This is a genomic window from Variovorax sp. DAIF25 (assembly GCF_050711835.1).
GTDB lineage: Bacteria > Pseudomonadota > Gammaproteobacteria > Burkholderiales > Burkholderiaceae_C > Variovorax.
Genome location: NZ_CP136636.1, coordinates 5,135,188 through 5,159,575 on the forward strand (window position 1 = coordinate 5,135,188; position 24,388 = coordinate 5,159,575).

The window sequence follows — 24,388 nt, forward strand, 5'->3', positions numbered from 1 at the left end:
CGCCGCCCGCATCGCCGGGCCGGTTTCCGGGTCCTTCAGGGTCCCACCCCCCAGTTCTTCCAGTCAGTCAGGAACGACAGCCGTGGCCACCCGGGCCTTTGCCGGGTCCGCGCAGGCGTTCCGCTCACGCTCACAATTCAGAATGTCGTCCCCCAACCTGCATCCCATGCTCAACGTGGCCGTGAAGGCCGCTCGCGCCGCCGGCGCCATCATCAACCGCGCCGCGCTCGACGTCGAGGCCGTGCGCATCTCCCAGAAGCATGTGAACGATTTCGTCACCGAGATCGACCACGCGAGCGAGCAGGCCATCATCGAAACGCTTCTCACGGCGTACCCGGGGCACGGCATCCTGGCCGAGGAATCGGGCTCCGAGCACGGCGCCAAGGATTCCGACTACGTCTGGATCATCGATCCGCTCGACGGCACCACCAACTTCATCCACGGCTTCCCGTTCTACTGCGTGTCGATCGCGCTGTCGGTGCGCGGCAAGATCGAGCAGGCGGTCGTCTACGACCCCACGCGCAACGACCTGTTCACCGCCACCAAGGGCCGCGGCGCCTATGTCAACGACCGCCGCATCCGCGTCTCCAAGCGCACCCGGCTGTCCGAATCGCTGGTGGCCACCGGCTTCCCGTTCCGCACCGGCGACAACTTCAAGCAGTACCTGGCCATCATGGCCGACCTGATGCCGCGCATGGCCGGCCTGCGCCGCCCCGGCGCCGCCGCGCTCGACCTCGCCTACGTGGCGGCCGGCTTCACCGATGCCTTCTTCGAGACCGGCCTCAACCCCTGGGACGTGGCGGCCGGCTCGCTGCTGGTGACCGAGGCCGGCGGCCTGATCGGCAACTTCACGGGCGAGCCAGACTTCATCGACCAGCGCGAATGCCTGGCCGGCGCGCCGCGCATCTACGGCCAGCTGGTGCCGCTCTTGGCCAAGTACTCGAAGTTCGCGAGCGTCGACGACAAGCTGCGCGCCAGCGACCGCGTGCGCGCGATCGCCGCCGCGAGCAAGCCCCAGACCGAGGGCTCGGACTACATCTACGCGCGCAGCACCGTGACCGAGATGGGCCCGGCCGAGGACGACCAGAACGCGGAGGCACCCGCCGCCACCGCCGCCCCGGCCAAGCGCAAGCTCACCCGCATCCGCCGCGACGCCCCCGCCGCCACCGGCCCGTTCGAGGGCGACGCTTCCGCCAAGTGATGGCAGGGGCCCGCGCCATCGGCGGCGAGACCCAGGCCTCGGTGCTGCAGCAGCGCCTGCGCGCCGCGCTGCGCATCGCGCTGAGCCACTACGTCGCCAGCGGCCTCACGGTCGCGCTCGGCCTGCTGTTCATCTCGGGCGGCGTGCATTTCTGGCTCGGTACCATCGCGGCCTCCTCGGCCGCGGTCGGCGTGATCGTCACCGCGCCGCCCGACCTGCCGGGCCCGCGCCGCGGCAAGTTCTGGCAGATGCTGCCGGCACCGCTGATCGGGCTGCCGCTGTTCTTCGCCGTGCAGCTGCTGCACGCCGCGCCGATCCGGCTCGGCCTGCTGCTGGTGCCGGCCACCTTCTTCGCCTTCCTGGCCATGGCCTGGGGCAAGCGCGGCATCCCGATCGCGATCGCCGTGATGTTCTCGATGATCTTCTCCATGGCCACGCCCACGCCGCACGGCATGGCCGAAGCCATCGAGCGCACCTGGCACTTCGGCCTCGGCGCCGGGCTGTACGTGGTGTGGTCGGTGCTCGCCAACCTGATCCTCAACACGCGCTACCGCGTGCAGTCGGTGGCCGACGTGCTGTATTCGCTGGCCGCGCTGATGCGCACCGAGGCCAGCCAGTTCACGCCCAAGGACGAGACCGGCGACGTGCGCGAGACCCCCGCGCCGATGCTGGGCCGCCTGCTGCGCGAACAGGCCGCGCTGGCCGACCAGCTGCAGGCCACGCGCGACATCGTGCTCGAGTCGCCGCGCACGCCGCGCCGCCAGCGGCTGGCCGCGATGCTGGTGATCGTGCTCGAGATGCGCGACCAGTTGCTCGCGAGCGAGCTCGACCTCGATGCCCTCAAGACCCATCCCGCCCATGCCGATGCGCTGGTCGAGATGCGCTGCGTGCTCGAGGAACTGGCCGAGGACACCATCGCGCTGGCCGACGCGCTGCTCATGGGCCGCCACCCGCACCTCGTGGCCGACCGCCGGCCGCGCCTCGCGGCGATCCACGTCGACGGCGAGGACTCGACCGGCCACCCGCATCCCATGCTGCCCGGCCCCAATGCCGCCATGCTCGCGCGCGGCCTCGCGAGCCGCATCGGCCACATCAACGACGAGGTGCTGCGCCTGTCGGCCATGGCGCGCGGCGACGCCGAGCCCAACCTCGCGGTGGTGCGCGCCAACTGGCAGATGTTCGTGAGCCCGACCGACTGGTCGTGGCGCCCCTTCTTCACCTTGTGGCGCTGGGACGCGCCGCCGCTGCGCCACGCGATCCGCGCCGCGCTCGCGATCGCGGCCGGCTACGCGGTCGCGGTGTCGATGCCCTGGGGCTCGCACGACTACTGGATCCTGCTGACCATCGTGGTGGTGCTGCGCGGCAGCCTCTCGCAGACGCTGGAGCGGCGCAACCACCGCGTGGCCGGCACCCTGCTGGGCTGCGTGCTCGCGGTCGGCCTGCTGTCGGCGCATCTTTCGGCGCTCGGGCTGCTGGCCGTGCTCACGGTGGCGCAGGCCATCGCCCACAGCTTCGCGGTGCGGCGCTACCTGATCACCGCGGTGGCCGCCACCGTGCTGGGCCTGCTGCAGGCCCACATGCTCAACACCGGCGCGGCGCCGCTGTTCGCGCTGTTCGAGCGCATCGCCGACACGCTGATCGGCGCCGCGCTCGCCTGGGCCTTCTGCTACGTGCTGCCCTCGTGGGAACGTGGCCAGATCCCGGCGCTGGTGGCGCGCGTGCTGACCGCGCAGGCACGCCATGCACGCCTCGCGCTGGGCCTGGGCCAATTGCAGACCGTCGACAGCAGCCCCGAGCTCGAATGGCGGCTGGCGCGCCGCGAGGCCTTCGACAGCCTCTCGGCGCTGGTGCAGGCCACGCAGCGTTCGCTGTCCGAACCGCGCGCGGTGCAGCCGCCGGTCGAGCCGCTCGAGCACCTGCAGGCCCACAGCTACCAGCTGCTGGCGCAGCTCAGCGCGGTCAAGTCGATGCTGGTGCTGCGGCGCGACCGCCTCACGCCCGGCGAGGTCGAGGGGCCGCTCGCGCGCACCACGCAGCGCATCGAGGCCGCGATCGGCGCGGTGCCCACCTCGGGGCCCTCGCAGCCCGAGAGCACCGCCTCCACCGCCGTCGGCGGCCCGATCCCGCTGCCCGATCCCTTCGACAACGACATCAGTCCCTGGCTGCTGCGCCGGCTCGACCTGGCGACCGCGCTGTCGACCCAATTGCGAGACGATGCGGCCCGGATCCTCCAGGCATTGAACGAACAGGAAGCTTCGGGACTCGCATCGGCATGACCCTGTTGCAATCCATCCTCTCCCATCCCTGGTTCGGCACCTGGCTGGCCGCCGTCATCGCCATTCCCGTCGCCCTCGCCGTGCACCGCATCGGCGGCATGGTGCTCAAGCGCATCACGCGCCCCGCGCCCGCCATCCATGCCATGGTGCTGGCCTGCCATGCACCCGCGCGCGTGGTGCTGCCGCTGATCGCGCTGCAGATGGTGTGGCAGGCCACGCCCGAGGACCTGCGCTACATCGCGAGCGTGCGGCATCTCAACGGCCTGCTGCTGATCGCGGCCACCACCTGGCTCGCGCTCAAGGCCATCGGCGGCTTCGCCGACGGCGTGCTCGCGCAGCATCCGTCGGACGTGGCCGACAACCTGCAGGCGCGCCGCGTGCTCACGCAGACCCGCGTGCTCGCGCGCACCGCCATGACCGTGGTGGTGGTGGCCGGCGGCGCGATGATGCTCATGACCTTCCCGGGCGCGCGCCAGGTCGGCGCCAGCCTGCTGGCCTCGGCCGGCGTGATCGGCATCGTGGCCGGCCTCGCGGCCAAGCCCGTGTTCAGCAACCTCATCGCCGGCCTGCAGCTCGCGCTCGCGCAGCCGATCCGCATCGACGACGTGCTCGTGGTCGAGGGCGAATGGGGCCGCGTCGAGGAGATCACCGGCACCTTCGTCGTGCTCAAGATCTGGGACGAGCGCCGGCTGATCCTGCCGCTGACCTACTTCATCGAGAAGCCGTTCCAGAACTGGACCCGCCACTCCTCGCAGATCCTCGGCTCGGTGTTCGTCTATGCCGACTACGGCATGCCGCTGGCGCCGCTGCGCGCCGAGGTCGAGCGCATCGTGAAGGCCTCGCCCGAATGGGACGGCCGCTTCTTCAACCTGCGCGTGACCGACGCCACCGAGCGCACCATGCAGATCCGCGTGCTGTGCACCGCCGCCACCTCGGGCCTGGCCTTCGACCTGCGCTGCAACGTGCGCGAGGGGCTGATCGACTTCATGCAGCGCGAGTACCCGCAGCACCTGCCGAAGGTGCGCGTGGGCAACGACCACCCGGTCGAGCGCGAGCCCGGCCCGCTGCAGCCGCAGGCCGTGGCCTGAGCGGCCTCCTTCGTCCCGAGCGTGCCGCGTTGAAGCCCGATCCCGAACCCAGAGGCCCGCTGGTACGCGCCCTGCTCTATGCCTTCGCCGTGCTGTGCCTGGTGCTCGGCCTCATCGGCGTGGTGGTGCCGGGCATGCCGACCACCGTCTTCATCCTGCTGGCCGCCTGGGCCGCGGCGCGCAGCTCGCCGCGGCTGCATGCCTGGCTGCTCGGGCACCGCATCTTCGGGCCGCTGCTGCACAACTGGGCCCACGGCCGCACCGTCAGCCGGCGCGCCAAGTGGAGCGCCACCGTCACCATGGCGCTGTGCGCCGTGATCATCTCGTACACCGCGCACCGGGCCTGGACCGCAGTGCTCGCGATCGGCTGCATGGCGGTGGTGCTGGCCTGGCTGTGGTCGCGGCCGCTGCCGCCGCCCTGAACCTAGCGCGCCTGCGCATGGAGGGCGATGCAGTTGCCCTCGCAGTCGGCGAACTCGGCGACGAAGCCGAAACTGCCCACCCCCGTCACCGGATACAGCAGCTCGGCGCCCTGCGCCAGCGCGCGCGCCAGCACGGCCTCGATGTCCGGCACGTCGAAGTAGAGCCGCGCACCGTCCCGCGACGGCCGGTAGCTGTCGCCCTTCGCCAGCGCGCCGCTCGCGCCCTCGCGGCCCGGTGCGTGCGCGAAGAACGCCATCTCGTTGCCGTCGACGCTGGCCCGCTCGAGCGCGTGGCCGAACACGGCTTCGTAGAAGCGGATCGCGCGATCCATGTCGAGCACCGGGATTTCGAAGTAGGAGACGGGGTTCATGCGTCGGTGCAGTGCGTCGATGCGCGCCGCATCGACGGCAGCGCGAGGTTCGTGAAGGCCCGCAGCAGCCACTCGACGGGCCCGTAGGCGAAGCGCCCCATCCACCAGCGGCTCAGCGGCAGCTGGCAACCGAAGATCGCGAAGGCGATCCCCATCGCCGCGAGCGGCGGCGTCGCGCCGATCCAGCGCAGCCCGTAGGCCAGGAACAGCCACGCGCACACGGCCGACTGCAGCAGGTAGTTCGACAGCGCCATGCGCCCCGCGGGCGCGAGCCAGCGTTCGAGCACGCGGCCGCGCGGCGTGCGGAACAGCAGCACCAGCGCGCAGGCATAGGCGGCGCTCAGGAACGGTGCCGTGAGCAGCGTGGCCGAGAGCCCGAGGAAGTCGCGCACCGAGCCATCGACGCGCAGCGCCGACTGGGCATAGAAGGCCGCGCCCGGCAGTCCCACCACCAGCCCCCAGGCCAGCAGGCGCCGGAACAGCGGCAGGTGCGCGCCGGTGTCGGCCAGCAGCGCATGCCGCCCCGCGACGAAGCCCGCGAAGAACATCGCGAGCGCCGTCGGCGCCTGCACCAGCGCCGTGAGCCACCAGATCTGCGACAGCTCGCGCAGGTGCTGCACGATGACCGTCATCGGCGTGCCGCGGTAGGCCGCCAACGCGGAGACGGCTTCCGCATAGGCGCTGCGCAGGTCCATCGGGCCGCCGCCCAGCGCGAACGACAGCAGCAGGCTGAAGGCGGCCCACAGCAGCGCGGTGCCGAGCACCAGCGCGACGCCGGCGCTCAGCAGGAAACGGTCGCCGCGCCGGTGCAGCATCAGCAGCACCACGCCGATCACGCCATAGGTCGTGAGGATGTCGCCCTGGTAGAGCAGCACCCCATGCGCCACGCCCAGCAGCCACAGCCCCAGCAGCCGGCGCGCCATGCGCGGCGCGAACGCGCGGCCCGCGCGCTGCGCGGCCTCCTTCTGCAGCAGGAAGCTGTAGCCGAACAGGAACGAGAACAGCAGGTAGAACTTGGTCTCGAAGACGAAGGTGCGCACGAACACCGCGAGCCGCTCGGGCAGCGAGTTCGCGAGCGGATCGGGCAGCCCCATGCCGTAGTAGGTCGAGGCGAAGGTCGCGATGTTGACCACCAGGATGCCCAGCAGCGCGAAGCCGCGCAATGCATCGACCGTGGTCTGGCGCTGCGGCGCATGAGGCGCGTGCGGCGCGAGCGATGAGGAAGGCGCTTCGGCCTCGTCCATTCCCTGCATGCGGCGCTCAGGCCACCGGCGCGCGCTTCGGGTCGGTCACCGGGCAGTGGCCATGCACCTCGAGCAGCCGCACCAGGTCCTCGGAGCTGCGCGCCTTGGCCCAGTCGCGCTCGGTGTCCGTGATGCCCACCACGTGCAGGAAATCGAACTTGCCCGAGTCGAGCTGCGCCGTCGCCGGATAGTGCTTCGGCTGCGCCAGCAGCACGTGGCGCAGCGCCGACGCGGCCTTCTGCCCGATCGGCCCGCCCAGCGGGATGCGGTCGCCGTAGTCCAGCGGCGGCTTGTCCTCGCCGAAGCGGCCATGCGCGAGCAGCACGTTGTAGGCCAGCAGCTTCTGCAGCAGCTTGATCGGCCAGGTCTCGCCGGCCTGCGACGGCACCTCGAGCACCAGCTCGGAGCCGATCCACGAGTAGTCCTCGGGGTCGTAGTCGGCGGGCTCGCCCTCCCAGGGCGTCGAGCCGCCCGAGGTCACGTAGAGCCAGGAGTTGCGCACGGGCGTCGGCTCGAACTCGAACACGCCCAGGTGCAGCCAGCGCGGATCGATGTCCTGCGCGCCCAGCGCCGAGAAGTCATCGGCGCCCAGCACGAAGATGCCCTTGCGCTTCTCGCCGAAGAGCTGGGGATAGAGCACTTCCTCGCGGTATTTCCAGACTTCTTCCATCGAGCTCATCGCGTCTTCTCCTGGTTCGGTACGGGCCGGCCCTGCGTGGACACGGGCCGTCAGAGAATGGCCAGCAGCATCGCGTCGCCGCGCCCGGCAGCCGCGGCATAGAAAAGCTGAAGCTGCGCATACCAGTGGGCCAGGTACTCGAAGGCTTCGTCTCCCTCGTCTTCCCAGATGCCCGTGGGATAGATGTAGGCCTCCTCGAGCTCGGCCGGCTTGAAGCGCTGGCGCAGTTCGTCGACAGGCAGGGCCGCCAAGGCCTCCGCGGCCTCCTTGACCTGCGGCGCGTCGAGATAGCGCGGCGCGCCATAGCCCATGTCGTCGCCGATCGCGGTGCCGCCCAGGATCGGCAGCGAGAGCGGTCCGCCGCCCCCATGGGCTTCGTGGGTCATCAGGAAGTGCAGGCCATGCCAGGCCTTGTCGATGTCGAGCACGCGGTCCTCGGCATCGCCACCGATCTGCGCCATGAAATGGTCGGCAGCGGTTTCCGGGGCGGCCTTCAATGCCTCGAGCGTTTCCTGCGTCAGTGCGACGAACGATGCGGTCATTCCCATGGCGACTCTCTTTCTTTTTGCGATGCGCCGATTAGATACCGAACGGGCGGCCCGGATCGGGGGCATGGCACGGCTCGGGCGGCAACGCGACGCCGATCCGTCCTCAAGGCGCGGCCTCATGGCGCCGGCCCACGATCCGCCGGATCGCCTCCACCAGCAGCCGCGCGCCCTCCCCGAGTTCGGCGCCGCGCCGCACCGTCATGCCCACCGGTCCCTCGGTGCTCGCGGTGTCGATCGCCACGCGCCGCAGTTCGCCGCGCGCGATGAAGCCTTCCACCGCCCCCTGCGGCGCGAACCACACGGCATCGGAGCGCTGCAGCAACCCGACGATGAAACTGGTGTCGGTCGCCTCCACGAGCCGGTGCGGCAGCTCCAGGCCGCGCGCGATCAGGAAGGCATCGGCCGTGTGGCGGATCAGCGTGCCCGACACCGGCAGCACCAGCGGATGGGCGGCCAAGGCATCGAGCGGCGGCCGGCGCCGCGCGGCCAGCGGATGGTCGGGGCGCACCACCAGCAGCAGCGGCTCGCTGTAGAACTGCTCGAAGGCGAGATCGGCCATCGCGGACGCCTGGGCGAGCCGCCCCAGCACGAGGTCGATCTCGCCCTGGCGCAACTGAGTCATCAGCTGCGCGTTGGTGCCGCTCATGACCCGCACGCGCAGCGCGGGATGCGCGGCATTGAGCTGCGCGACCGCCTCGGGCAGCAGGTTGGGCACCATGTTCGGCAGCGCACCGACGGCCACCAGCAACTGGTCGGCATCGGGCTGGTCCATGGCCAGGCCCATGCCCTCCCGCAGTCCGCGCAGGGCCGACACCGCGTGCCGCACCAGCACCTCGGCCGCGGGTGTGAGCTCGACGCCGCGGCGGCGGCGCAGCAGCAACTGGCGCCCCACGATCTCCTCGAGCTCGGCGATGGTCTTGGAGACCGCGGGCTGCGTCAGCGACAGGGCCTCGGCCGAGCGCACCAGGTTGCGCTCCTGCGCCACGGTCACCAGGCACTGCAGGTGGCGCAGCTTCAAGCGAGAAAAGTTCATGGCTGACATGGCGGCTGGCTGTGAAGCGGCGGGCACCAAATATAACGAGACGGAATACCTGGCGGAACAGCTTTCAGTTGTGCGCGCGGCACCGCGCTCCTAGAGTGCGCCGACACGGAGACAAGGAAACACCCGCATGACCCCCCGCATCCCGAAGGGCCGGCGCCTGGCGCTCGCCAGCGCCTGCATGGCCGCATCGCTCGTCCTGGGCCTCGGCGCCCCGGCCGCCGCCCTGGCGCAAACCGAAGCCGCGTACCCGGCCAAGCCCGTGCGCTTCCTCACCAACTTCCCGGCCGGCGGGCCGCTCGACATCCTCGGGCGCGCGCTCGGCGAGGTGCTGCAGAAGGAACTGAAGCAGCCCTTCATCGTCGACAACCGGCCCGGCGCGGGCGGCAACATCGGCGCCGACCTCGTGGCCAAGAGCCCGGCCGACGGCTACACGGTGCTGCTGAGCATCGACAGCACCTTCACCATCAACCCGCAGCTCTACGCCGCCATGCCCTTCGCGGCGAAGGACCTGAAGCCGCTGATGATCTTCAGCTCCTCGGGCCTGGCCTTCGGCACCGGCGCCGCGGTCAAGGCGAAGACTCTGCCCGAGTTCGTCGCGCAGGCCAAGGGCGAGTCGGTCACCTTCGGCTCGGCCGGCAACGGCAGTCCCGGCCACATCGCCGCGGAGATCTTCGCCAACGCCACCGGCGCGAAGATCACGCACGTGCCCTACAAGGGCAACGCGCCCGCCGTGCTGGCGCTGCTCTCGGGCGAGGTGCAGGCCGGCATCCTGGCCACGCCGGGCCTGCTGCCGCACCTGCAGGCCGGCAAGCTGCATGCGCTCGCGGTCACCGGCCGCCAGCGTTCGCCGCTGCTGCCGCAGGTGCCCACGGTGGGCGAGCTCGGGTTGAAGGACCTCGAGTTCGAGGTGCTCTACCTCGCGATGGTGCCGGCCGCCACGCCCGAGCCCGTGATGCAGACCTTGCGCACGGCGCTGCAGTCGGCACTGGGCCGGCCCGAGGTGAAGGCGCGGCTCGCCTCGCTCGACATGGTGGCGCTCGGCGAGACCGGTGCCGCGGCCGCGGCGCACCTCGACGGCAACCGCGAACGCTACGGCCGCATCGTCAAAGCCACGGGCATGAAGGTGGATTGAGAAGGTGTGAATGAACCTGCTGCGCGCCCCGATCTCGCACCTGCGGTCCTCACCGTACAGAGTACGGCTCCGGTCCTCGGCGCGACCTCGGGGCGCTCGCGACGGTTCCTTCACACCTTCTGAGATGCACCGCTCAGCGCGCGGCCGCCGACTGGCGCCTGCCCCGGTCCGCCTTCGGCAGCACCGCCTGCGCCACCATGCGCTCGGCCCGCTCCTGCAAGCGATGCAGCGCCGCATCGAAGCGCTCGGCCTCGCCGGCATCGAGCGCGCCCATCAGCTCGCCGTTGATCGCCGTCACGAGCGGAAAGAGCGCGTCGTACAGCGCCTGCCCGCTGTCGGTGAGGCGCAGCTGCACATGGCGCCGGTCGCCCGCGCGCGCCACGCGCGAGAGCAGTTTCTTTTCCACCAGCGAGCCCACGGCCTTCGAGGTGCGCGCGCGGTCGAGCTGCGCATGCTCGGCCAGTTGCGAGGAGCCGAGTTCGCCGCGGCTCGCGAGCGTGGCGATCAGTCGCCATTCGCGGCGCGTGATGCCGAAGCGGCCCTCGCACAGGCGGATCACCATGCTGCCGGCCACCGCGAGCAGGCGCGAGAGGCGGTAGAGCAGCAGGTCGTCGAGCGGACGGCGCGGCAACGCGAGGCTGGCGCCCTTGGCCGCCTCGATGGTGGCCTTGGCCGTCTTGCGAGCGGTCGCTTTCACGGGCACATCGATGGGCTGGGGCATCGCGCTCGGGTTAATCCGGGGAATGGTTGATTTGATCAATCGACTGTAGCGTCTCCAGAATCGTCCGCAGCCGCGGGACCACGCCCCGCCGACCCGGCGCCTTTCGGAGACTTCGCCCCATGCCTTCCCGCCCCTCGCACGCTTACCACCTGCCCGCCCCCGACCGCCGCCGGCTGGTCGCCGCGCTCGGCGGCCTCGCGCTCGCGCCCGCGCTGTCGCGCGCCCAGGGCTTCGCGCCGGGCCAGCCGATCAAGGTGCTGATCGGCGTGCCCGCGGGCGGCACGCAGGACGTGCTCACGCGCGCCATCGCGCAGGAGGTGCGCGACAGCCTCGGCCCGCTGATCATCGACAACCGCTCGGGCGCGGCCGGCCGCATCGCGGTCGAGACGGTCAAGACCGCGGCGCCCGACGGCCACACGCTGCTGCTGGGCACGGCCGGCATGATGACCATGTTCCCGAGCGCCTACCGCAACCTCTCGTACGACCCGATCAAGGACTTCGCGCCGATCCTCAACGCGGCGCGCTTCGAGCTCGCGCTGGTGCTCAACAAGGACGTGCCCGCGAACACGCTGCCCGAGTTCACCGCCTGGGCCAGGGCGCAGGGCGACAAGGTCAGCTTCGCCTCGTACGGCGCCGGCACGCCCTCGCACTTCCTCGGCGAGATGCTCAACCGCGCGGCCGGGCTGAAGATGGTGCACGTGCCCTACCGCGGCTCCACGCCCGCGCGGCAGGACGTGATGGGTGGCACCGTGCCGGTCTACTTCGACACCGTGGGCGGCGCGCAGCAGATGCTGCCCTCGGGCCGCGTCAAGGTGCTGGCTACCAGCGGCGAGAAGCGCTCGCCGCTGATGCCCAACCTGCCGAGCTTCGTCGAGGCCGGCTACAAGGACGTGGTCGCCACCGCCTGGTTCGCCTACTACGCGCCGCTGAAGACGCCGCAGCCCGTGGTCGAGAAGCTGCGCACCGAGTTCGCGCGCGCCGTCAACAAGCGCGAGGTGCGCCAGATGCTGCTGCAGAACGGCATGTACCCGGTGGCCGACACGGGCGACGCCCTCGTGAAGACCATGCGCGAGGACACGGCACGCTGGGCCGGCATCATGAAGGCCGTGAATTTCCAGGCCAACGACTGAACCCCATTACATGAAACGCAAGGAGGAACCCATGCAACCCACGCACCCGATCACCCGCCGCCTCGCCGGCCTGATGGCCATCGCCGGTCTCGCGACGGCCCTGACGGCCACCGGCGCCGCCGCGCAGGCGCTCGACGGCCCGCTGCACATCGTCGTCGGCTATGCGCCCGGCGGCGCCACCGACCGCGTCGCGCGCATCGTCGGCGACAAGCTCTCGCCCAAGCTCGGCGTGCCGGTCATCGTCGACAACAAGCCCGGCGCGGGCGGCCGCCTCGCGGCGCAGCAGGCCAGGGCCACGCCCGCGAACCAGAACGTGCTGATGCTCGCCAACCCCGCCGTGATGGTGGTGGCGCCGCTGGTGTTCAAGGACAACGGCTACGACCCCGAGCGCGACTTCGTGCCGGTCTCGCACGTCAACGACTACGACTTCGCGCTCGCCGTGTCGCCCACGCTGCCGGTGCGCGAGCTCAACCACCTGCTGGCCTGGATGCGCGCCAATCCCAAGCAGGCCAACGTCGGCGTGCCGGCCACCGGCAGCCTGCCGCACTTCTTCGGCCTCATGGTCGGCGAGAAGGCCAAGGTCCAGACCCAGGTCATCGGCTACCGCGGCTCGGCGCCGCTGCTCAACGACCTGATCGGCGGCCAGGTGCCGATCGCGGTCGACACCGAGGACGTGGTGATCCCGCAGCACGAGGGCGGCAAGCTGCGCATCCTCGCGATCTCGGGCGCCAAGCGCTCGCCCTTCGCGCCCTCGGTGCCCACCTTCAAGGAGGCCGGCCTCGACCTCTCGGCCAGCGGCTGGAACACCTTCTTCGCGCCCGCCACCATGCCGCGCGAGAAGGTCGAGCGCCTCGCCACCGCGATCCGCGAGGTGATGCAGGACCCCGACACAGTGCGCAAGTTCACCGACTCCAAGATGACGCCGGTGGTCAGCACCCCGGCGCAGACCGCCGCGATGCTCAAGGCCTACCGGCTGCAATGGGGTCCGGTGGTGCAGAAATCGGGCTACCAGCCCTGACCTTTTTCCCGGCCCTGCAGGCCCTCGAGACACCATGACAAGACCCAACATCATCTTCATCGTCGCCGACGACCTCGGCTATGCCGACCTCGGCTGCTACGGCGGCCGCGACGCCGTCTTCGGCCCCGTCTCGCCGGTGCTCGACGGCCTGGCCGCCAAGGGCCTCAAGCTCACGCAGGGCTACGCGAACTCGCCCGTGTGCTCGCCCACGCGCTTCGCGATGATCACCGCGCGCTACCAGTACCGGCTGCGCGGCGCGGCCGAGGAGCCGATCAACAGCAAGAGCCGCGGCAGCAGCACGCTGGGCCTGCCGGTCGACCATCCCACCCTGCCCTCGCTGCTCAAGGCCAGCGGCTACCGCACCGCGCTGATCGGCAAGTGGCACCTCGGCTATCCGCCGAGCTTCGGCCCGCTGCGCTCGGGCTACGAGGAGTTCTTCGGCCCGATGTCGGGCGGCGTCGACTACTTCACCCACTGCGACTCCAGCGGCCGCCACGACCTCTGGTATGGCGAGGAGGACAAGCAGGAAGAGGGCTATCTCACCGACATCCTCTCGAAGCGCGCCGTCGACTTCGTCGAGCGCATGGCGCAGCAGCCTGCGGAGGAGGCCAAGCCCTTCTTCCTGAGCCTGCACTACACCGCGCCGCACTGGCCGTGGGAAACGCGCGACGATGCCGACAAGGCGCCGCTGGTGAAGGACAACCTGTTCGACCTCGCGGGCGGCAACATCCACGTCTACCGCCGCATGATCCATCACATGGACGAGGGCATCGGCTGGATCATGGCCGCGCTCGAGAAGCACGGCATGGCCGACAACACGCTGGTGGTCTTCACCAGCGACAACGGCGGCGAACGCTTCTCCGACAACTGGCCGCTGGTCGGCGGCAAGATGGACCTGACCGAAGGCGGCATCCGCGTGCCATGGATCGCCCACTGGCCCGCCGTCATCGCGCCCGGCGGCGAGAGCGCCCAGCACTGCCTGACCATGGACTGGTCGGCCACCATGCTCGACGCGGCCGGCGTGCAGGCCGACCCGGCCTATCCGCTCGACGGCGTCTCGCTGATGCCCGTGCTGAAAGACGCCAAGCACGGCTTCCGCCGCCCGCTGCACTGGCGCATGAACCACCGCGGCCAGCAGGCGCTGCGCGACGGCGACTGGAAGTACCTGAAGGTCGACGGCAACGAGTACCTGTTCAACATCCCGTCCGACGAACGCGAGCGCGCCAACCGCGCGAAGCAGGAGCCCGAACGGCTCGCGGCGATGCGCGAGGACTGGCTCGCCTGGAACGCGACCATGCCGCCGATTCCGGAGGATGCGACGGTGAGCCTGGGGTATTCGGTGAAGGACATGCCGCAGCGCTGAGCGCCGCGCGAGGCTCAGGCCTCGTCGGCGCCACCCCGCGCGCTGGACATCCCCAGGCTCCACAACCGCAGCGCCACGTGGATCTCCAGCGCCCGGCTCGCGCTGCCCCAGTGCCCCAGCAGTTCCTCCACGCTCGCGAGCCGCTGGCGCACGGTGTTCACATGGATGCCCATGCGCGCCGCGGTGGTCTTCGCGTTCTGGTTGCAGTCGAAGTAGGCCAGCAGGGTCGACGTGAGCTCCGCGCCGCGCTTGCGATCATGGCTCGTGAGCGCGCCGATGGTGGCGTCGAGGAAGGTGTTGAGGCTGCCCTGGTCGTGGGTCTCGAACAGCACCGAATAGAGCGCCATCTCGTTCTGCCCGACGATGGCGCCGCGCATGCCCAGGCGCCCCAGCACGGGCAGCGCGCGGCGCAGCGCGGCATACAGTGCGGGCATCTCGGCCGGCGACTGCACGGGCCGCGACAGCACGCCGCGGTAGGCATCGCCGAGCTCGCGCCGCGCGAAGGCGGTGACGGCCTCGAGCACGTCCTGCGCGCGGGTCGCGGCGCAGACGATGGCGAGCGCGCCGTCGACCTCGTCGAACACCTGCTCCGACATCGGCGCGCCGGCGCGCAGGCGCCGGGCCCAGAAGCCGGGCCGGGGCTCGGCCATCTCGACCACCATCAGCGAGATCGGCTGCGACAGGTCGAGCCCGAAGCGCTCGGCGCGGTCGCGCGTGAGCGCGGGCTCGTCCTGGCGCGGCGAGATCAGGGTGCGCAGCAGCGCCGCCACCTCGCGGCTCTTGCCGGCCTCCACGCGCTCCTGTGACAGCAGCACGATGCCGATGATGCTGGAGCTGCGCTCGAAGGTGCGCAGCGAGGTCTCGCGCAGGTCCTGGTGCCGGAACAGCAGCACGGCACCGAGCACCTCGTTGCCGCCGAGCACCGCGATGGCGCGGCACAGCTCGCCGTCGCGCTCGTAGGCCACCACCGAGCGGCCGGCCTGCCGGCTCTCGCGCAGTGCCTTCGCGAGCGCGGCGCTGTGTTCGTCGTTCGGCGCATAAGCGTCGGCGGCCGTGCCCTCATAGCCGGGCGCCAGCGCGCGGCCGATGACCTGGTGGGCCTCGTCGAGCACCAGCACGCCGCCGTTGAGCAACTGCGCGATCGATTCGCACAGCGCGCCCAGCGACGCGCCCTTGGCCAGCAGCGAGGTCAGCTGCTCGTGCGCCTCGGCCGCGCCCTGCACGTCGCGCACGTGCCGCTCGAGCTCGCCGCGCGCCTGGTCGGCATGCGCGAGCGCATCCTTCGCCTCCGCGAAGGCCTTGGCGTTCTCGATCGCGACCGCCGCATGCGCGGCCAGCGTGCAGAGGATCGACACGTTGAGCGCCGTGTGCGTGCGGTGGTAGCGGTCGGCCACGAACAGCAGGCCGATCACCTCGTCGTCGCGCATCAGCGGCGCGCCCACCAGCGCGGCCACGCCCTCGTCGCGGAAGATGTCGTCGAGCGTGGGGTCGTGCACGAAGCGGTTGTCGTGCAGGTAGTCGGGCGTGAAGAAGGGCAGCCGCGTGCTCATCACGATGCCCGCGATGCCGAGGTTGCGGCCCACGGTCATGCGGCCGGTGCGGTCGGAGATCGCGCCGTCGGCCACCACCACCTGGAACGCGCCGGTCGCGGTGTCGTAGACCGTGAGCCAGCACAGGTGCGAGCCCATCAGGTGGCGCGCGCGCTTCACGATGGTCTTGAGCAGGCCCGTGAGGTCGAGCCGGCCCGAGAGGTCCTGCGCCGATTCGATCACGGCGAGCATGCCGCGCTCGCGCTGCTCGTGCAGCTCGAGCCGGTTGCGCAGCGCCATCGCCATGCGCACCAGCTCGACCAGGCTGGACTTGCGCCGCAATGCATCGGGCAGGGCTTCCACGGCCGCGAGCCGGCCGGCGAATTCTTCCGCGGGCGCATTCCGGTGCAAGAGGCCGATGAGTTCGGCGGCGATCTCGTCGGCCGCCTGCTCGCTCGCATCGCGCGAGGAGCCCGCCGCGCGCGGTCGTTCGGTGGACAGGGATGACATAGGGCCGCGAAGGCTAGCAGAACGATGCGGCCATGCCCATGGGTCCGATCCCTCTCCCCTGGTGCCGCGATGGCGATCGCGAACACCGCATCACATCGACAGGGGGTTGCCAGTGTGCGCGACGCACATAGTTTTGCCGCGGTGCTTTCAAGACACTGCCGATGAAGCGAGAGCGCCATGGCGCCCGCATGGACACAACGAGACACCACAGGAACCCATGAGCATCATCGATTCACTGCGGCCCGCGCCGGGCCTGCGGGTGCTGATCAGCGCGGGCGCGTCCGGCATCGGCGCGGCCATCGCGCTGGCCTTTCGCGAGACCGGCGCGCGCGTGCATGTCTGCGACATCGACCGCCTCGCGCTCGACCGCATGGCACGCGAGGCGCCCGAGATCACCTCGAGCATGGCCGACGCCTCGGTGCCCGAGGACGTGGCACGCGTGTTCGACGACGTGGAAGGCGCGCTCGGCGGGCTCGACGTACTGATCAACAACGTCGGCATCGCCGGTCCCACCGGCGCGCTGCAGGACCTGCAGCGCGGCGACTGGGAGCGCACGGTGGCGGTCAACCTGCACAGCCAGTTCTATTTCGCGCAGCGCGCGATCCCGCTGCTCAAGCGCTCGCAGGCCAATCCCAGCCTGATCGCGATGAGCTCGGTCGCGGGCCGGCTCGGCTATCCGTTCCGTACGCCTTATGCATCGACCAAGTGGGCCATCGTCGGCCTCATGAAATCGCTGGCCATCGAGCTCGGCCCGCATGGCGTGCGCGTCAACGCGATCCTGCCGGGCACGGTCGAGGGCGAGCGCATGAACAGCGTGATCGGCGCGCGCGCCGCCACCGCGGGCGTTTCGGTCGAGGCCATGCGCGCCGAGTACCTGCAGAAGATCTCGCTGCGCCGCATGGTCACGCTCGACGACGTGGCGGCGATGGCGCTGTTCCTCTGTTCGCCCGCGGCCCGCAACCTCACGGGCCAGGCGATCAGCGTCGACGGGAACATGGAATACCTCTGAACGCCGACGAGCGGCCCACCCCTTTTTTTCAAGAAGCATGGAGACATCAATGCGCACATCCGCCCCCTTCCCCCTCTCGTTCAACGCCGCCGCGTCGGCCCTGGCCTGCTCGCTGGCCCTGCTGTCGGCCGGTGCTTCGGCCGCGCCCGTGAAGATCGGCGTGCTCGAGACGCTGTCGGGCCCGCAGGCCTCGTCGGGCCAGGCCTACCGCACGGCCGTGCGCTTCGCGATCGACCAGATCAACGCGGCCGGTGGCTGGAACGGCGAGCCGGTGCAGCTGCTCGAGTACGACAACCAGGGCGGCCCCGCGGGCGCGGCCGACAAGCTCAAGGCGGCCGCGGCCGACGGCGTGCAGCTGATCGTGCAGGGCGCCTCCTCGGCCATCGGCGGCCAGATCACCGAGGACATCCGCAAGTACAACCTGCGCAATCCCGGCAAGGAGATGATCTACATCAACGTCGGCGCCGAGGCGCTGGAGCTCACGGGCGAGAAGTGCAACTTCCACCACTTCCGCTTCAGCGGCGACGCGCAGATCCGCACCAAGGCGCTGGTCAGCGCGATGAAGCAGGCCAACGCGCTCGGCACCCGCGTCTATGCGATCAACCAGAACTACTCCTGGGGCCAGGACATGGAGCGCGCCATCGTCGACAACGCATCGGCCGGCGGCTACCAGGTTGTGGAGAAGACCCTGCACGACGTCAACAAGGTGCAGGACTTCGCGCCCTACGTGGCGAAGATCAGCGCCGCCAAGGCCGACTCGGTGCTCACCGGCAACTGGTCGAACGACCTGCTGCTGCTGATGAAGGCCTCGAAGTCGGCCGGCCTCAAGGTGCGCTTCGGCACGGTGTTCCTCGACCAGCCCGGCAACATCGCGAACGCGGGCGATCTCGCGGTCGGCCATTTCGTGGCCCACACCTTCAACGCCGAGGCCGCCGGTGCCGAGGGCGAGCGCTTCGTCGCCGACTACAAGGCCAAGACCGGCCACGCGCCGGCCTTCATCGAGCCGCAGACCGTGTTCGGCATGGCGATGGTGGCCGATGCGCTCAAGCGCACCAAGCCCGAGAACGGCGCGCTCAACGTCAACGCGCTGGCCCGCGCGATCGAGACCGCGAAGATCAAGACCCCGATGGGCGAGATGAGCATGCGCGCGGCCGACCACCAGGCGCTGCTGCCGATGGTGGTGTCGACCGTGACCAAGGACGCGCGCTACAAGGCCGACGACACCGACATGGGCTTCAAGCCGGTGAAGCGCTTCACGGCCGAGGAGGCCTCGACGCCCGCGCAGTCGAGCTGCGTGATGAAGCGCCCGGGCTGAGCGCCCGCGCGCTTCCCTCCCCGGGGCCGCGCCGCGCGGCCCCGCTCCCCGAATCCCCTCACCGGCAGGACGCGCGCGTCCCGCCGGCGCAGCCTCGGCTGCTCGCAAGGACACCCATGGACCAGCTCATCGTCTCGCTCATGAACGGCATCGTCTACGGACTGCTGCTGTTCATGGTGTCGGCCGGCCTCACGCTCATCTTCGGAATGATGGGCGTGCTCAATTTCGCGCATGCCTCGTTCTACATGCTGGGCGCCTACTTCGCCTACACGCTGCAGGGCACCATCGGCTTCTGGGCCGCCGTGATCGCCGCGCCGATCCTGGTCGGCCTGATCGGCGTGGTGGTCGAGCGCTTCTTCCTGCGCCGCGTGCACCACCACGGCCATGCGCACGAACTGCTGCTGACCTTCGGCCTGTCGTTCATCATCGCCGAGACCATCAAGCTGTTCTTCGGCAACTTCCCGGTCGACTACCGCATCCCGCCCACGCTCGACGTGCCGGCCTTCGCCATCGGCGGCGCGCAGTACCCGGCCTACCGCCTGCTGATGGGCGGCATCGCGATCGCGATGTTCGTGGCCATCTACCTGCTGCTCACGCGCACCCGCGTCGGCATCGTGGTGCGCTCGGCGATCTACAAGCCGCGCATGGCCGAGGCGCTGGGCCACAACGTGCCGCTGGTGTTCATGGGCGTGTTCGGCGTCGGCGCCGGCCTCGCGGGCCTGGCGGGCGCGGTGGCCGGTGCCTTCTACACCACCAACCCCAACATGGCGCTCGAGCTCGGCGTGATGGTGTTCGTGGTGGTGGTGGTCGGCGGCCTGGGCTCGCTGGGCGGCGCGATGCTGGCCTCGCTGCTGATCGGCGTCATCACCTCGCTGGCCGTGGGCATCGACCGCAGCCTGGCCGACCTGTTCGCGCTGGTCGGCGCGGGCGACTGGGCGCGCGGCGTCGGCGGGCTGATGACGCTCAAGCTCTCGAGCCTGTCGGCCACCATTCCGTTCGCGCTGATGCTGCTGATCCTGCTGGTGCGGCCGAGCGGGCTGATGGGCGAGAAGAACTGAGCGGGAGGGCCGAGACGATGAAGACCACCCTCGCCCTGCTCGCCGCCGGCGTCGCGCTGCTGCTGGCCCTGCCCTTCCTGCTGTCGCAGGGATTGCTCAACGCGGCCATCCAGATGCTGATCGCCGCGCTGTTCGCGAGCGCCTACAACCTGCTGTGCGGCCAGGCCGGCATGCTGTCCTTCGGCCACGCGGCCTACTTCGGCGTCGGCGCCTTCGGCACCGTGCACGCGATGAACGCGCTCGGCGGTGCCGGCCTGCTGCCCACGCCGCTGATGCCGCTGGCGGGCGCGGTCTGCGGCCTGGCCATCGGCGGCATCGCGGGCTGGTTCGCCACCCAGCGCAGCGGCACCTACTTCGCGATGATCACGCTGGCCATCGCCGAGCTGATCCATTCGCTGGCGCCGCACCTCAAGGGCCTGTTCGGCGGCGAGGCCGGCGTGTCGACCATGCGCATGCCGGCCTGGGGCTTCGGCTTCGGCACGACCACCGAGGTCTACTACCTCACGCTGGGCTGGGTGCTGCTGTCGCTCGCGCTGCTCTACCTCTACACCCGCACGCCGCTGGGCCGGCTGACCTGCGGCCTGCGCGAGAACAGCCACCGGCTGCGCTTCCTCGGCTACAACGTGCACGGCCTCGGCGTGCTGGTGTTCGCGGTCTCGGCCATGTTCTCGGGCATCGCGGGCGGGCTGCAGGTGGTGTCGAACGAATCGGCGAACTACGTGGTGTTCGATCCCGCGCTGTCGGCCGCGGTGGTGCTCAACACCTACATCGGCGGCGTGCAGGTGTTCCTCGGCCCGGCCCTGGGCGCCGCGCTCATGACCTTCTTCGGCTACGCCGTGTCGGACCTCACGCGCTCGTGGCTGCTCTACCAGGGCATCCTTTTCGTGCTGGTGATGATGTTCATGCCGGCCGGCCTCGCGGGGCTGGTGGGCACCACCGCGCGGCTGCGCCAGCGCTTCGGCCTGGCCCGGCTGCTGCCGGTGATGGCGCTGTCGGTGGCCGCGGCGCTGCTGCTGAGCTTCGGCGGCGCCTTCGCGATCGAGATGCTGCAGCGCGCCTTCTCGCAGGACTACCGCTCGCTCGCCAACCTGCAACCGGGTGGCGGCTGGCCGCCGATCCAGTTCCTGGGCCGCGCCTGGCTGCCGCTGTCGTTCGCGACCTGGGCCGTGCCGCTCGCGCTGCTCGCGGTCGGCGGGCTGCTCGCGCGCTTCGCGCGGCAACGGCTGCGAACCCTGGCCCAGCGCGAAGCCGAAGGTCCCACCGCGGCGCAGGCCGCGCCCCTCACCGAGCGCACCGGAGGCGCCGCATGAACGACCCGATCCTGAGCATCCGCGGCCTGCGCAAGTCCTTCGGCCCCACCGAGATCATGCGCGGCGTCGACCTCGACCTGCTGGGGGCCGAGCGCCATGCGCTGATCGGCCCCAACGGCGCGGGCAAGTCCACGCTGTTCCACCTGATCTCGGGCCAGCTCGCGCCCACGGCCGGCAGCATCCATTTCGACGGCCAGTCGATCGCCGGGCGCACGCCGCAGGCCATCAACCGGCTCGGGCTCGCGCGCTCGTTCCAGATCACCAACATCTTTCCCAAGCTCACCGTGTTCGAGAACATCCGCCTCGCGGTCATGCGCCGCCATGGGCTGCAGTACGTCTTCTGGCGCTTCATCGACCGCGACCGCGCCATCCGCGAGGAGACCGAGCGGCTGCTCGAGCTGGTGCGCCTGCAGGCCCGCGCCGCGACGATCGCGGGCGAGATGGCCTATTCGGAACAGCGCTCGCTCGAGATCGCGATGACGCTGGCCTCCGACCCGAAGGTGATCCTGCTCGACGAGCCGATGGCCGGCATGTCGACCGAGGAGACGCACTACACGGCCGAGCTGATCCGCGAGGTCACGAAGGGCCGTGCGCTGATGATCGTGGAGCACGACATGGACGTGGTGTTCTCGCTGAGCGACCGCATCAGCGTGCTGGTCTACGGCCAGGTGATCGCCACCGGCACGCCGCAGGAGATCCGCGCCAATGCCAGCGTGAAAGAGGCCTACCTCGGCGAGGAGGTGGCGGCATGAGCACGAGCGACACACTGCTGAGCGTTCAGGACCTCCACGTCCACTACGGCAAGAGCCACGTGCTGCACGGCGTCGACCTGCGCGTCGGGCGCAACGAGGTCATCAGTCTGCTCGGGCGCAACGGCTCGGGCCGCTCCACCACCATGAAGGCCATCATGGGCCTGGTGCCGCCGTCCGCGGGCAGCATCCGGCTGCGCGAGCGCGAGCTGGCCGGCGCGCGGCCCTATGCCGTGTGCCGCGCCGGCATCGGCTACGTGCCCGAGGAACGCGAGGTGTTCGCCAACCTCACGGTCGACGAGAACCTGCGCATGGGCGAGCAGCGCGCCGTGCCCGGCGCGCACCGCTGGACCGTCGAGCAGATGTTCGACTACTTCCCGCGCCTCAAGGAGCGCCGCAACACCAAGGCCGGCAGCATGTCGGGCGGCGAGCAGCAGATGCTGACCATGTGCCGCTCGCTGCTGGGCAATCCGCTCCTGATGCTGATCGACGAGCCCACCGAGGGCCTGGCGCCCAAGATCGTGGCCCAGGTCGGCGAATGCATCGTCGACATGCACCGCAAGGGGCTGTCGGTGGTGCTGGTCGAGCAGAAGCTCGCGATCGCGCTCAAGGTCTCGACCCGGGTCTGCGTGATGGGCCACGGCCGCATCGTGTTCGAGGGCACGCCGCAGGCGCTCAAGGCCGACCAGCAACTCGTCTCGGAGTGGCTCGCGGTCTGACGTGGCCCCCCATCCTTCATCCCTTCCACACATCCCATGACAAGCACCCAAGACAAGGTCATCATTTCCTGCGCGGTCACCGGCTCGGTCCATACGCCGAGCATGTCCGAGCACCTGCCGCTCGCGCCCGACCAGATCGCCGAGCAGGCAATCGAAGCCGCCGAGGCCGGCGCGGCGATCCTCCACCTGCATGCGCGCGATCCCGTCGACGGCCGCCCTTCGGCCGATCCCAAGGTCTTCGACCAGTTCGTGCCGCGCATCAAGGCCGCCACCGACGCGGTCATCAACATCACCACCGGCGGCAGCACGCGCATGACGCTGGCCGAGCGGCTGGCCTACCCGCTGCAGGCCAAGCCCGAGATGTGCTCGCTCAACATGGGCTCGATGAACTTCTCGATCCACACGGCGGCGCGACGCATCGCCGAATGGAAGCACGACTGGGAGCAGCCCTATGTCGAGGGCATGGAGGACCTGATCTTCCGCAACACCTTCCGCGACATCAAGCACATCCTGCAGGTGCTCGGCGAGGACTGCGGCACGCGCTTCGAGTTCGAGTGCTACGACGTCGGCCATCTCTACAACCTCGCGCACTTCGTCGACGAGGGCCTCGTCAAGGGCCCGCTGTTCATCCAGAGCATCTACGGCATCCTCGGCGGCCTCGGGCCCGATCCCGAGAACCTCGTGACCATGCGTGCCACCGCCGACCGGCTGTTCGGCCGCGACGGCTACCGCTTCTCGATCCTCGGCGCAGGCCGGCACCAGATGCCGCTGCTCACCATGGGCGCGGTGATGGGCGGCAATGTGCGCGTGGGCCTCGAGGACAGCCTCTACCTCGCCCGCGGCCAGCTCGCGAAGTCCTGCGCCGAGCAGGTGCGCAAGATCCGCCGGATCCTCGAGGAGCTCTCGCTCGAGATCGCGAGCCCCGACGAGGCGCGCGCGATGCTGGGCCTCAAGGGCAAGGACGCGGTCGCGTTCTGAGCCCCGCTCCCCTTTTTTCTTCATTCATCGAGAACAGCAATGAACAAGACACTGGACGGCCGCGTGGCCATCGTCACCGGCGCGGGCAGCGGCCTGGGCCGCGCCCATGCGCTGGCGCTCGCACGCCACGGTGCGCGCGTGGTGGTCAACGACGTGGCCGGCGCGCATGAAGGATCGCCGGGCCGCGCCGTGGCCGACGAGATCGTGCGCGCGGGCGGCAGCGCCATCGCGGACGGCGGCGACGTCACCGACTTCGCGGCCATGGAAGCGATGGCCGCGCGCGCCGTGGCCGAATGGGGCCGCATCGACATCCTCGTCAACAACGCCGGCGTGCTGCGCGACAGGAGCTTCTCGAAGATGACGCTCGAGGACTTCCGCCGCGTGATGGACGTGCACCTGATGGGCAGCGTGCATGCCGTCAAGGCCGTGTGGGAGACCATGCGCGCGCAGCGCTATGGCCGCATCGTGATGACCACCTCCTCCTCGGGCCTGTACGGCAACTTCGGCCAGTCGAACTACAGCGCGGCCAAGATGGCGCTGGTCGGCCTGATGCAGACCCTCGCGCTCGAGGGCGAGCGGCAGGACATCCGCGTGAACTGCCTCGCGCCCACCGCCGCCACCGCCATGACCGAGGGCGTGCTGCCGCCCGAGGCGCTAGCACGGCTGCAGCCCGACTACGTGAGCCCCGGCCTGGTCGCGCTGGTGGGCGAGGACGCGCCCACGCGCACCATCCTGCTCGCGGGCGCGGGCAGCTTCGAGAGCGCCCACCTCACGATGACGCGCGGCATCTTCATCGACGGCAGCGCCGACACCGCGGCCGAGGTCGCCGCGCGCATGGACGAGATCCGCGACCGCAGCGACGAGCGCGTGCCCGGCACGGGCTTCGAGCAGTACCAGTGGGAGCTCTCGAAGGCCGGCTTCGAGGTGCCGCTGCCGCACTGAGGGCCGCCGCTCAGGGTTTACGCGGCATGGGCTG

Annotated in this window: 23 protein-coding genes; 16 read left to right on the forward strand and 7 right to left on the reverse strand. The window is 70.4% G+C overall.

Annotated elements, in window-relative coordinates; genetic code table 11:
* Nucleotides 1-142 precede the first annotated feature (142 nt).
* Genes R0232_RS23640 through R0232_RS23655 form a run of 4 tightly spaced genes read left to right on the forward strand, consistent with a single transcriptional unit; the run spans nucleotide 143 to nucleotide 4,987 of the window.
* Nucleotides 143-1,201, forward strand: coding sequence for an inositol monophosphatase family protein (locus R0232_RS23640; RefSeq protein WP_296776039.1), 1,059 nt, complete (start codon nucleotides 143-145; stop codon nucleotides 1,199-1,201).
* On the forward strand, nucleotides 1,201-3,477 hold the full coding sequence (locus R0232_RS23645; RefSeq protein ID WP_431509604.1) for an FUSC family membrane protein: 2,277 nt from the start codon (nucleotides 1,201-1,203) through the stop codon (nucleotides 3,475-3,477). The genes R0232_RS23640 and R0232_RS23645 overlap by 1 nt, the downstream gene beginning before the upstream one ends.
* Nucleotides 3,474-4,565 carry a mechanosensitive ion channel family protein gene (locus R0232_RS23650; protein ID WP_431509605.1) on the forward strand — a complete coding sequence of 364 codons (1,092 nt, stop codon included), beginning with the start codon at nucleotides 3,474-3,476 and terminating at the stop codon, nucleotides 4,563-4,565. Before R0232_RS23645 ends, R0232_RS23650 begins: the two co-directional genes overlap by 4 nt.
* A gap of 29 nt (nucleotides 4,566-4,594) precedes the next feature.
* Nucleotides 4,595-4,987: a YbaN family protein gene (locus tag R0232_RS23655; RefSeq protein WP_093339520.1), complete on the forward strand. Its 393-nt coding sequence runs from the start codon at nucleotides 4,595-4,597 to the stop codon at nucleotides 4,985-4,987.
* Nucleotides 4,988-4,989: 2 nt separating this feature from the next.
* On the opposite strand, the gene R0232_RS23660 is transcribed toward R0232_RS23655, so the two are convergent.
* The 5 genes from R0232_RS23660 to R0232_RS23680 all read right to left on the reverse strand — a co-directional run bounded on the left by R0232_RS23660 (nucleotide 4,990) and on the right by R0232_RS23680 (nucleotide 8,862).
* Nucleotides 4,990-5,358 (reverse strand): VOC family protein, encoded by a 369-nt coding sequence (locus tag R0232_RS23660; RefSeq protein ID WP_431509606.1) that lies wholly within the window; start codon nucleotides 5,356-5,358, stop codon nucleotides 4,990-4,992.
* Nucleotides 5,355-6,602, reverse strand: coding sequence for a DUF418 domain-containing protein (locus R0232_RS23665; protein WP_431512927.1), 1,248 nt, complete (start codon nucleotides 6,600-6,602; stop codon nucleotides 5,355-5,357). The genes R0232_RS23660 and R0232_RS23665 overlap by 4 nt, the downstream gene beginning before the upstream one ends.
* A gap of 16 nt (nucleotides 6,603-6,618) precedes the next feature.
* Nucleotides 6,619-7,281: a suppressor of fused domain protein gene (locus R0232_RS23670; RefSeq protein WP_431509607.1), complete on the reverse strand. Its 663-nt coding sequence runs from the start codon at nucleotides 7,279-7,281 to the stop codon at nucleotides 6,619-6,621.
* A 50-nt stretch (nucleotides 7,282-7,331) separates the two neighbouring features.
* Nucleotides 7,332-7,829 carry a YfbM family protein gene (locus R0232_RS23675; protein ID WP_431509608.1) on the reverse strand — a complete coding sequence of 166 codons (498 nt, stop codon included), beginning with the start codon at nucleotides 7,827-7,829 and terminating at the stop codon, nucleotides 7,332-7,334.
* A 103-nt stretch (nucleotides 7,830-7,932) separates the two neighbouring features.
* Complete coding sequence (locus tag R0232_RS23680) at nucleotides 7,933-8,862, reverse strand: LysR substrate-binding domain-containing protein (protein WP_431509609.1); 930 nt, start codon at nucleotides 8,860-8,862, stop codon at nucleotides 7,933-7,935.
* A 136-nt stretch (nucleotides 8,863-8,998) separates the two neighbouring features.
* Between R0232_RS23680 and R0232_RS23685 the strand changes: the two genes are divergently transcribed.
* Entirely contained in the window at nucleotides 8,999-10,003 is a 1,005-nt protein-coding gene (locus R0232_RS23685) for a Bug family tripartite tricarboxylate transporter substrate binding protein (RefSeq protein ID WP_296776053.1), read from the forward strand.
* A gap of 133 nt (nucleotides 10,004-10,136) precedes the next feature.
* Here R0232_RS23685 and R0232_RS23690 read toward each other — a convergent pair whose 3' ends face one another.
* On the reverse strand, nucleotides 10,137-10,700 hold the full coding sequence (locus R0232_RS23690) for a MarR family winged helix-turn-helix transcriptional regulator (protein WP_431509610.1): 564 nt from the start codon (nucleotides 10,698-10,700) through the stop codon (nucleotides 10,137-10,139).
* Between the two features lie 143 nt (nucleotides 10,701-10,843).
* Between R0232_RS23690 and R0232_RS23695 the strand changes: the two genes are divergently transcribed.
* The 3 genes from R0232_RS23695 to R0232_RS23705 are packed head-to-tail and all read left to right on the forward strand — an operon-like array spanning nucleotide 10,844 to nucleotide 14,235.
* A complete protein-coding gene (locus tag R0232_RS23695) occupies nucleotides 10,844-11,854 on the forward strand; it encodes a Bug family tripartite tricarboxylate transporter substrate binding protein (RefSeq protein WP_431509611.1) in 1,011 nt (336 codons plus the stop codon).
* Between the two features lie 31 nt (nucleotides 11,855-11,885).
* Complete coding sequence (locus R0232_RS23700; RefSeq protein ID WP_093341181.1) at nucleotides 11,886-12,872, forward strand: Bug family tripartite tricarboxylate transporter substrate binding protein; 987 nt, start codon at nucleotides 11,886-11,888, stop codon at nucleotides 12,870-12,872.
* Nucleotides 12,873-12,906: 34 nt separating this feature from the next.
* The gene (locus R0232_RS23705) at nucleotides 12,907-14,235 is read left to right on the forward strand and encodes a sulfatase family protein (protein WP_431509612.1); all 1,329 of its coding nucleotides are present in this window, start codon (nucleotides 12,907-12,909) and stop codon (nucleotides 14,233-14,235) included.
* A 14-nt stretch (nucleotides 14,236-14,249) separates the two neighbouring features.
* Here the strand turns inward: R0232_RS23705 and R0232_RS23710 are convergent, their stop codons facing one another.
* On the reverse strand, nucleotides 14,250-16,274 hold the full coding sequence (locus R0232_RS23710) for a helix-turn-helix domain-containing protein (protein ID WP_431509613.1): 2,025 nt from the start codon (nucleotides 16,272-16,274) through the stop codon (nucleotides 14,250-14,252).
* A gap of 217 nt (nucleotides 16,275-16,491) precedes the next feature.
* On the opposite strand from R0232_RS23710, the gene R0232_RS23715 reads away from it, so the two are divergent.
* The 8 genes from R0232_RS23715 to R0232_RS23750 all read left to right on the forward strand — a co-directional run bounded on the left by R0232_RS23715 (nucleotide 16,492) and on the right by R0232_RS23750 (nucleotide 24,354).
* A complete protein-coding gene (locus R0232_RS23715) occupies nucleotides 16,492-17,283 on the forward strand; it encodes an SDR family oxidoreductase (RefSeq protein WP_431509614.1) in 792 nt (263 codons plus the stop codon).
* Nucleotides 17,284-17,332: 49 nt separating this feature from the next.
* Nucleotides 17,333-18,598 (forward strand): branched-chain amino acid ABC transporter substrate-binding protein, encoded by a 1,266-nt coding sequence (locus R0232_RS23720; protein ID WP_431509615.1) that lies wholly within the window; start codon nucleotides 17,333-17,335, stop codon nucleotides 18,596-18,598.
* Nucleotides 18,599-18,714: 116 nt separating this feature from the next.
* On the forward strand, nucleotides 18,715-19,656 hold the full coding sequence (locus tag R0232_RS23725) for a branched-chain amino acid ABC transporter permease (protein ID WP_208509039.1): 942 nt from the start codon (nucleotides 18,715-18,717) through the stop codon (nucleotides 19,654-19,656).
* 17 nt (nucleotides 19,657-19,673) lie between these two features.
* Complete coding sequence (locus R0232_RS23730; RefSeq protein WP_431509616.1) at nucleotides 19,674-20,966, forward strand: branched-chain amino acid ABC transporter permease; 1,293 nt, start codon at nucleotides 19,674-19,676, stop codon at nucleotides 20,964-20,966.
* On the forward strand, nucleotides 20,963-21,718 hold the full coding sequence (locus R0232_RS23735) for an ABC transporter ATP-binding protein (protein ID WP_398492067.1): 756 nt from the start codon (nucleotides 20,963-20,965) through the stop codon (nucleotides 21,716-21,718). Before R0232_RS23730 ends, R0232_RS23735 begins: the two co-directional genes overlap by 4 nt.
* Entirely contained in the window at nucleotides 21,715-22,434 is a 720-nt protein-coding gene (locus R0232_RS23740) for an ABC transporter ATP-binding protein (protein WP_209543521.1), read from the forward strand. Before R0232_RS23735 ends, R0232_RS23740 begins: the two co-directional genes overlap by 4 nt.
* 36 nt (nucleotides 22,435-22,470) lie before the next feature.
* Nucleotides 22,471-23,412: a 3-keto-5-aminohexanoate cleavage protein gene (locus R0232_RS23745; RefSeq protein WP_431509617.1), complete on the forward strand. Its 942-nt coding sequence runs from the start codon at nucleotides 22,471-22,473 to the stop codon at nucleotides 23,410-23,412.
* A gap of 39 nt (nucleotides 23,413-23,451) precedes the next feature.
* Nucleotides 23,452-24,354, forward strand: a complete 903-nt coding sequence (locus R0232_RS23750; protein WP_431509618.1) for an SDR family NAD(P)-dependent oxidoreductase — start codon at nucleotides 23,452-23,454, stop codon at nucleotides 24,352-24,354.
* The last annotated feature ends 34 nt before the right edge of the window (nucleotides 24,355-24,388 follow it).

Coding starts and splice junctions, on each gene's coding strand:
- R0232_RS23640 (WP_296776039.1), top strand. CDS start 143: ATGTCGTCCCCCAACCTGCATCCCATGCTCAACGTGGCCGTGAAGGCC.
- R0232_RS23645 (WP_431509604.1), top strand. CDS start 1,201: ATGGCAGGGGCCCGCGCCATCGGCGGCGAGACCCAGGCCTCGGTGCTG.
- R0232_RS23650 (WP_431509605.1), top strand. CDS start 3,474: ATGACCCTGTTGCAATCCATCCTCTCCCATCCCTGGTTCGGCACCTGG.
- R0232_RS23660 (WP_431509606.1), bottom strand. CDS start 5,358: ATGAACCCCGTCTCCTACTTCGAAATCCCGGTGCTCGACATGGATCGC.
- R0232_RS23665 (WP_431512927.1), bottom strand. CDS start 6,602: ATGGACGAGGCCGAAGCGCCTTCCTCATCGCTCGCGCCGCACGCGCCT.
- R0232_RS23670 (WP_431509607.1), bottom strand. CDS start 7,281: ATGAGCTCGATGGAAGAAGTCTGGAAATACCGCGAGGAAGTGCTCTAT.
- R0232_RS23675 (WP_431509608.1), bottom strand. CDS start 7,829: ATGGGAATGACCGCATCGTTCGTCGCACTGACGCAGGAAACGCTCGAG.
- R0232_RS23680 (WP_431509609.1), bottom strand. CDS start 8,862: ATGAACTTTTCTCGCTTGAAGCTGCGCCACCTGCAGTGCCTGGTGACC.
- R0232_RS23685 (WP_296776053.1), top strand. CDS start 8,999: ATGACCCCCCGCATCCCGAAGGGCCGGCGCCTGGCGCTCGCCAGCGCC.
- R0232_RS23695 (WP_431509611.1), top strand. CDS start 10,844: ATGCCTTCCCGCCCCTCGCACGCTTACCACCTGCCCGCCCCCGACCGC.
- R0232_RS23700 (WP_093341181.1), top strand. CDS start 11,886: ATGCAACCCACGCACCCGATCACCCGCCGCCTCGCCGGCCTGATGGCC.
- R0232_RS23705 (WP_431509612.1), top strand. CDS start 12,907: ATGACAAGACCCAACATCATCTTCATCGTCGCCGACGACCTCGGCTAT.
- R0232_RS23710 (WP_431509613.1), bottom strand. CDS start 16,274: ATGTCATCCCTGTCCACCGAACGACCGCGCGCGGCGGGCTCCTCGCGC.
- R0232_RS23715 (WP_431509614.1), top strand. CDS start 16,492: ATGAGCATCATCGATTCACTGCGGCCCGCGCCGGGCCTGCGGGTGCTG.
- R0232_RS23720 (WP_431509615.1), top strand. CDS start 17,333: ATGCGCACATCCGCCCCCTTCCCCCTCTCGTTCAACGCCGCCGCGTCG.
- R0232_RS23725 (WP_208509039.1), top strand. CDS start 18,715: ATGGACCAGCTCATCGTCTCGCTCATGAACGGCATCGTCTACGGACTG.
- R0232_RS23730 (WP_431509616.1), top strand. CDS start 19,674: ATGAAGACCACCCTCGCCCTGCTCGCCGCCGGCGTCGCGCTGCTGCTG.
- R0232_RS23735 (WP_398492067.1), top strand. CDS start 20,963: ATGAACGACCCGATCCTGAGCATCCGCGGCCTGCGCAAGTCCTTCGGC.
- R0232_RS23740 (WP_209543521.1), top strand. CDS start 21,715: ATGAGCACGAGCGACACACTGCTGAGCGTTCAGGACCTCCACGTCCAC.
- R0232_RS23745 (WP_431509617.1), top strand. CDS start 22,471: ATGACAAGCACCCAAGACAAGGTCATCATTTCCTGCGCGGTCACCGGC.
- R0232_RS23750 (WP_431509618.1), top strand. CDS start 23,452: ATGAACAAGACACTGGACGGCCGCGTGGCCATCGTCACCGGCGCGGGC.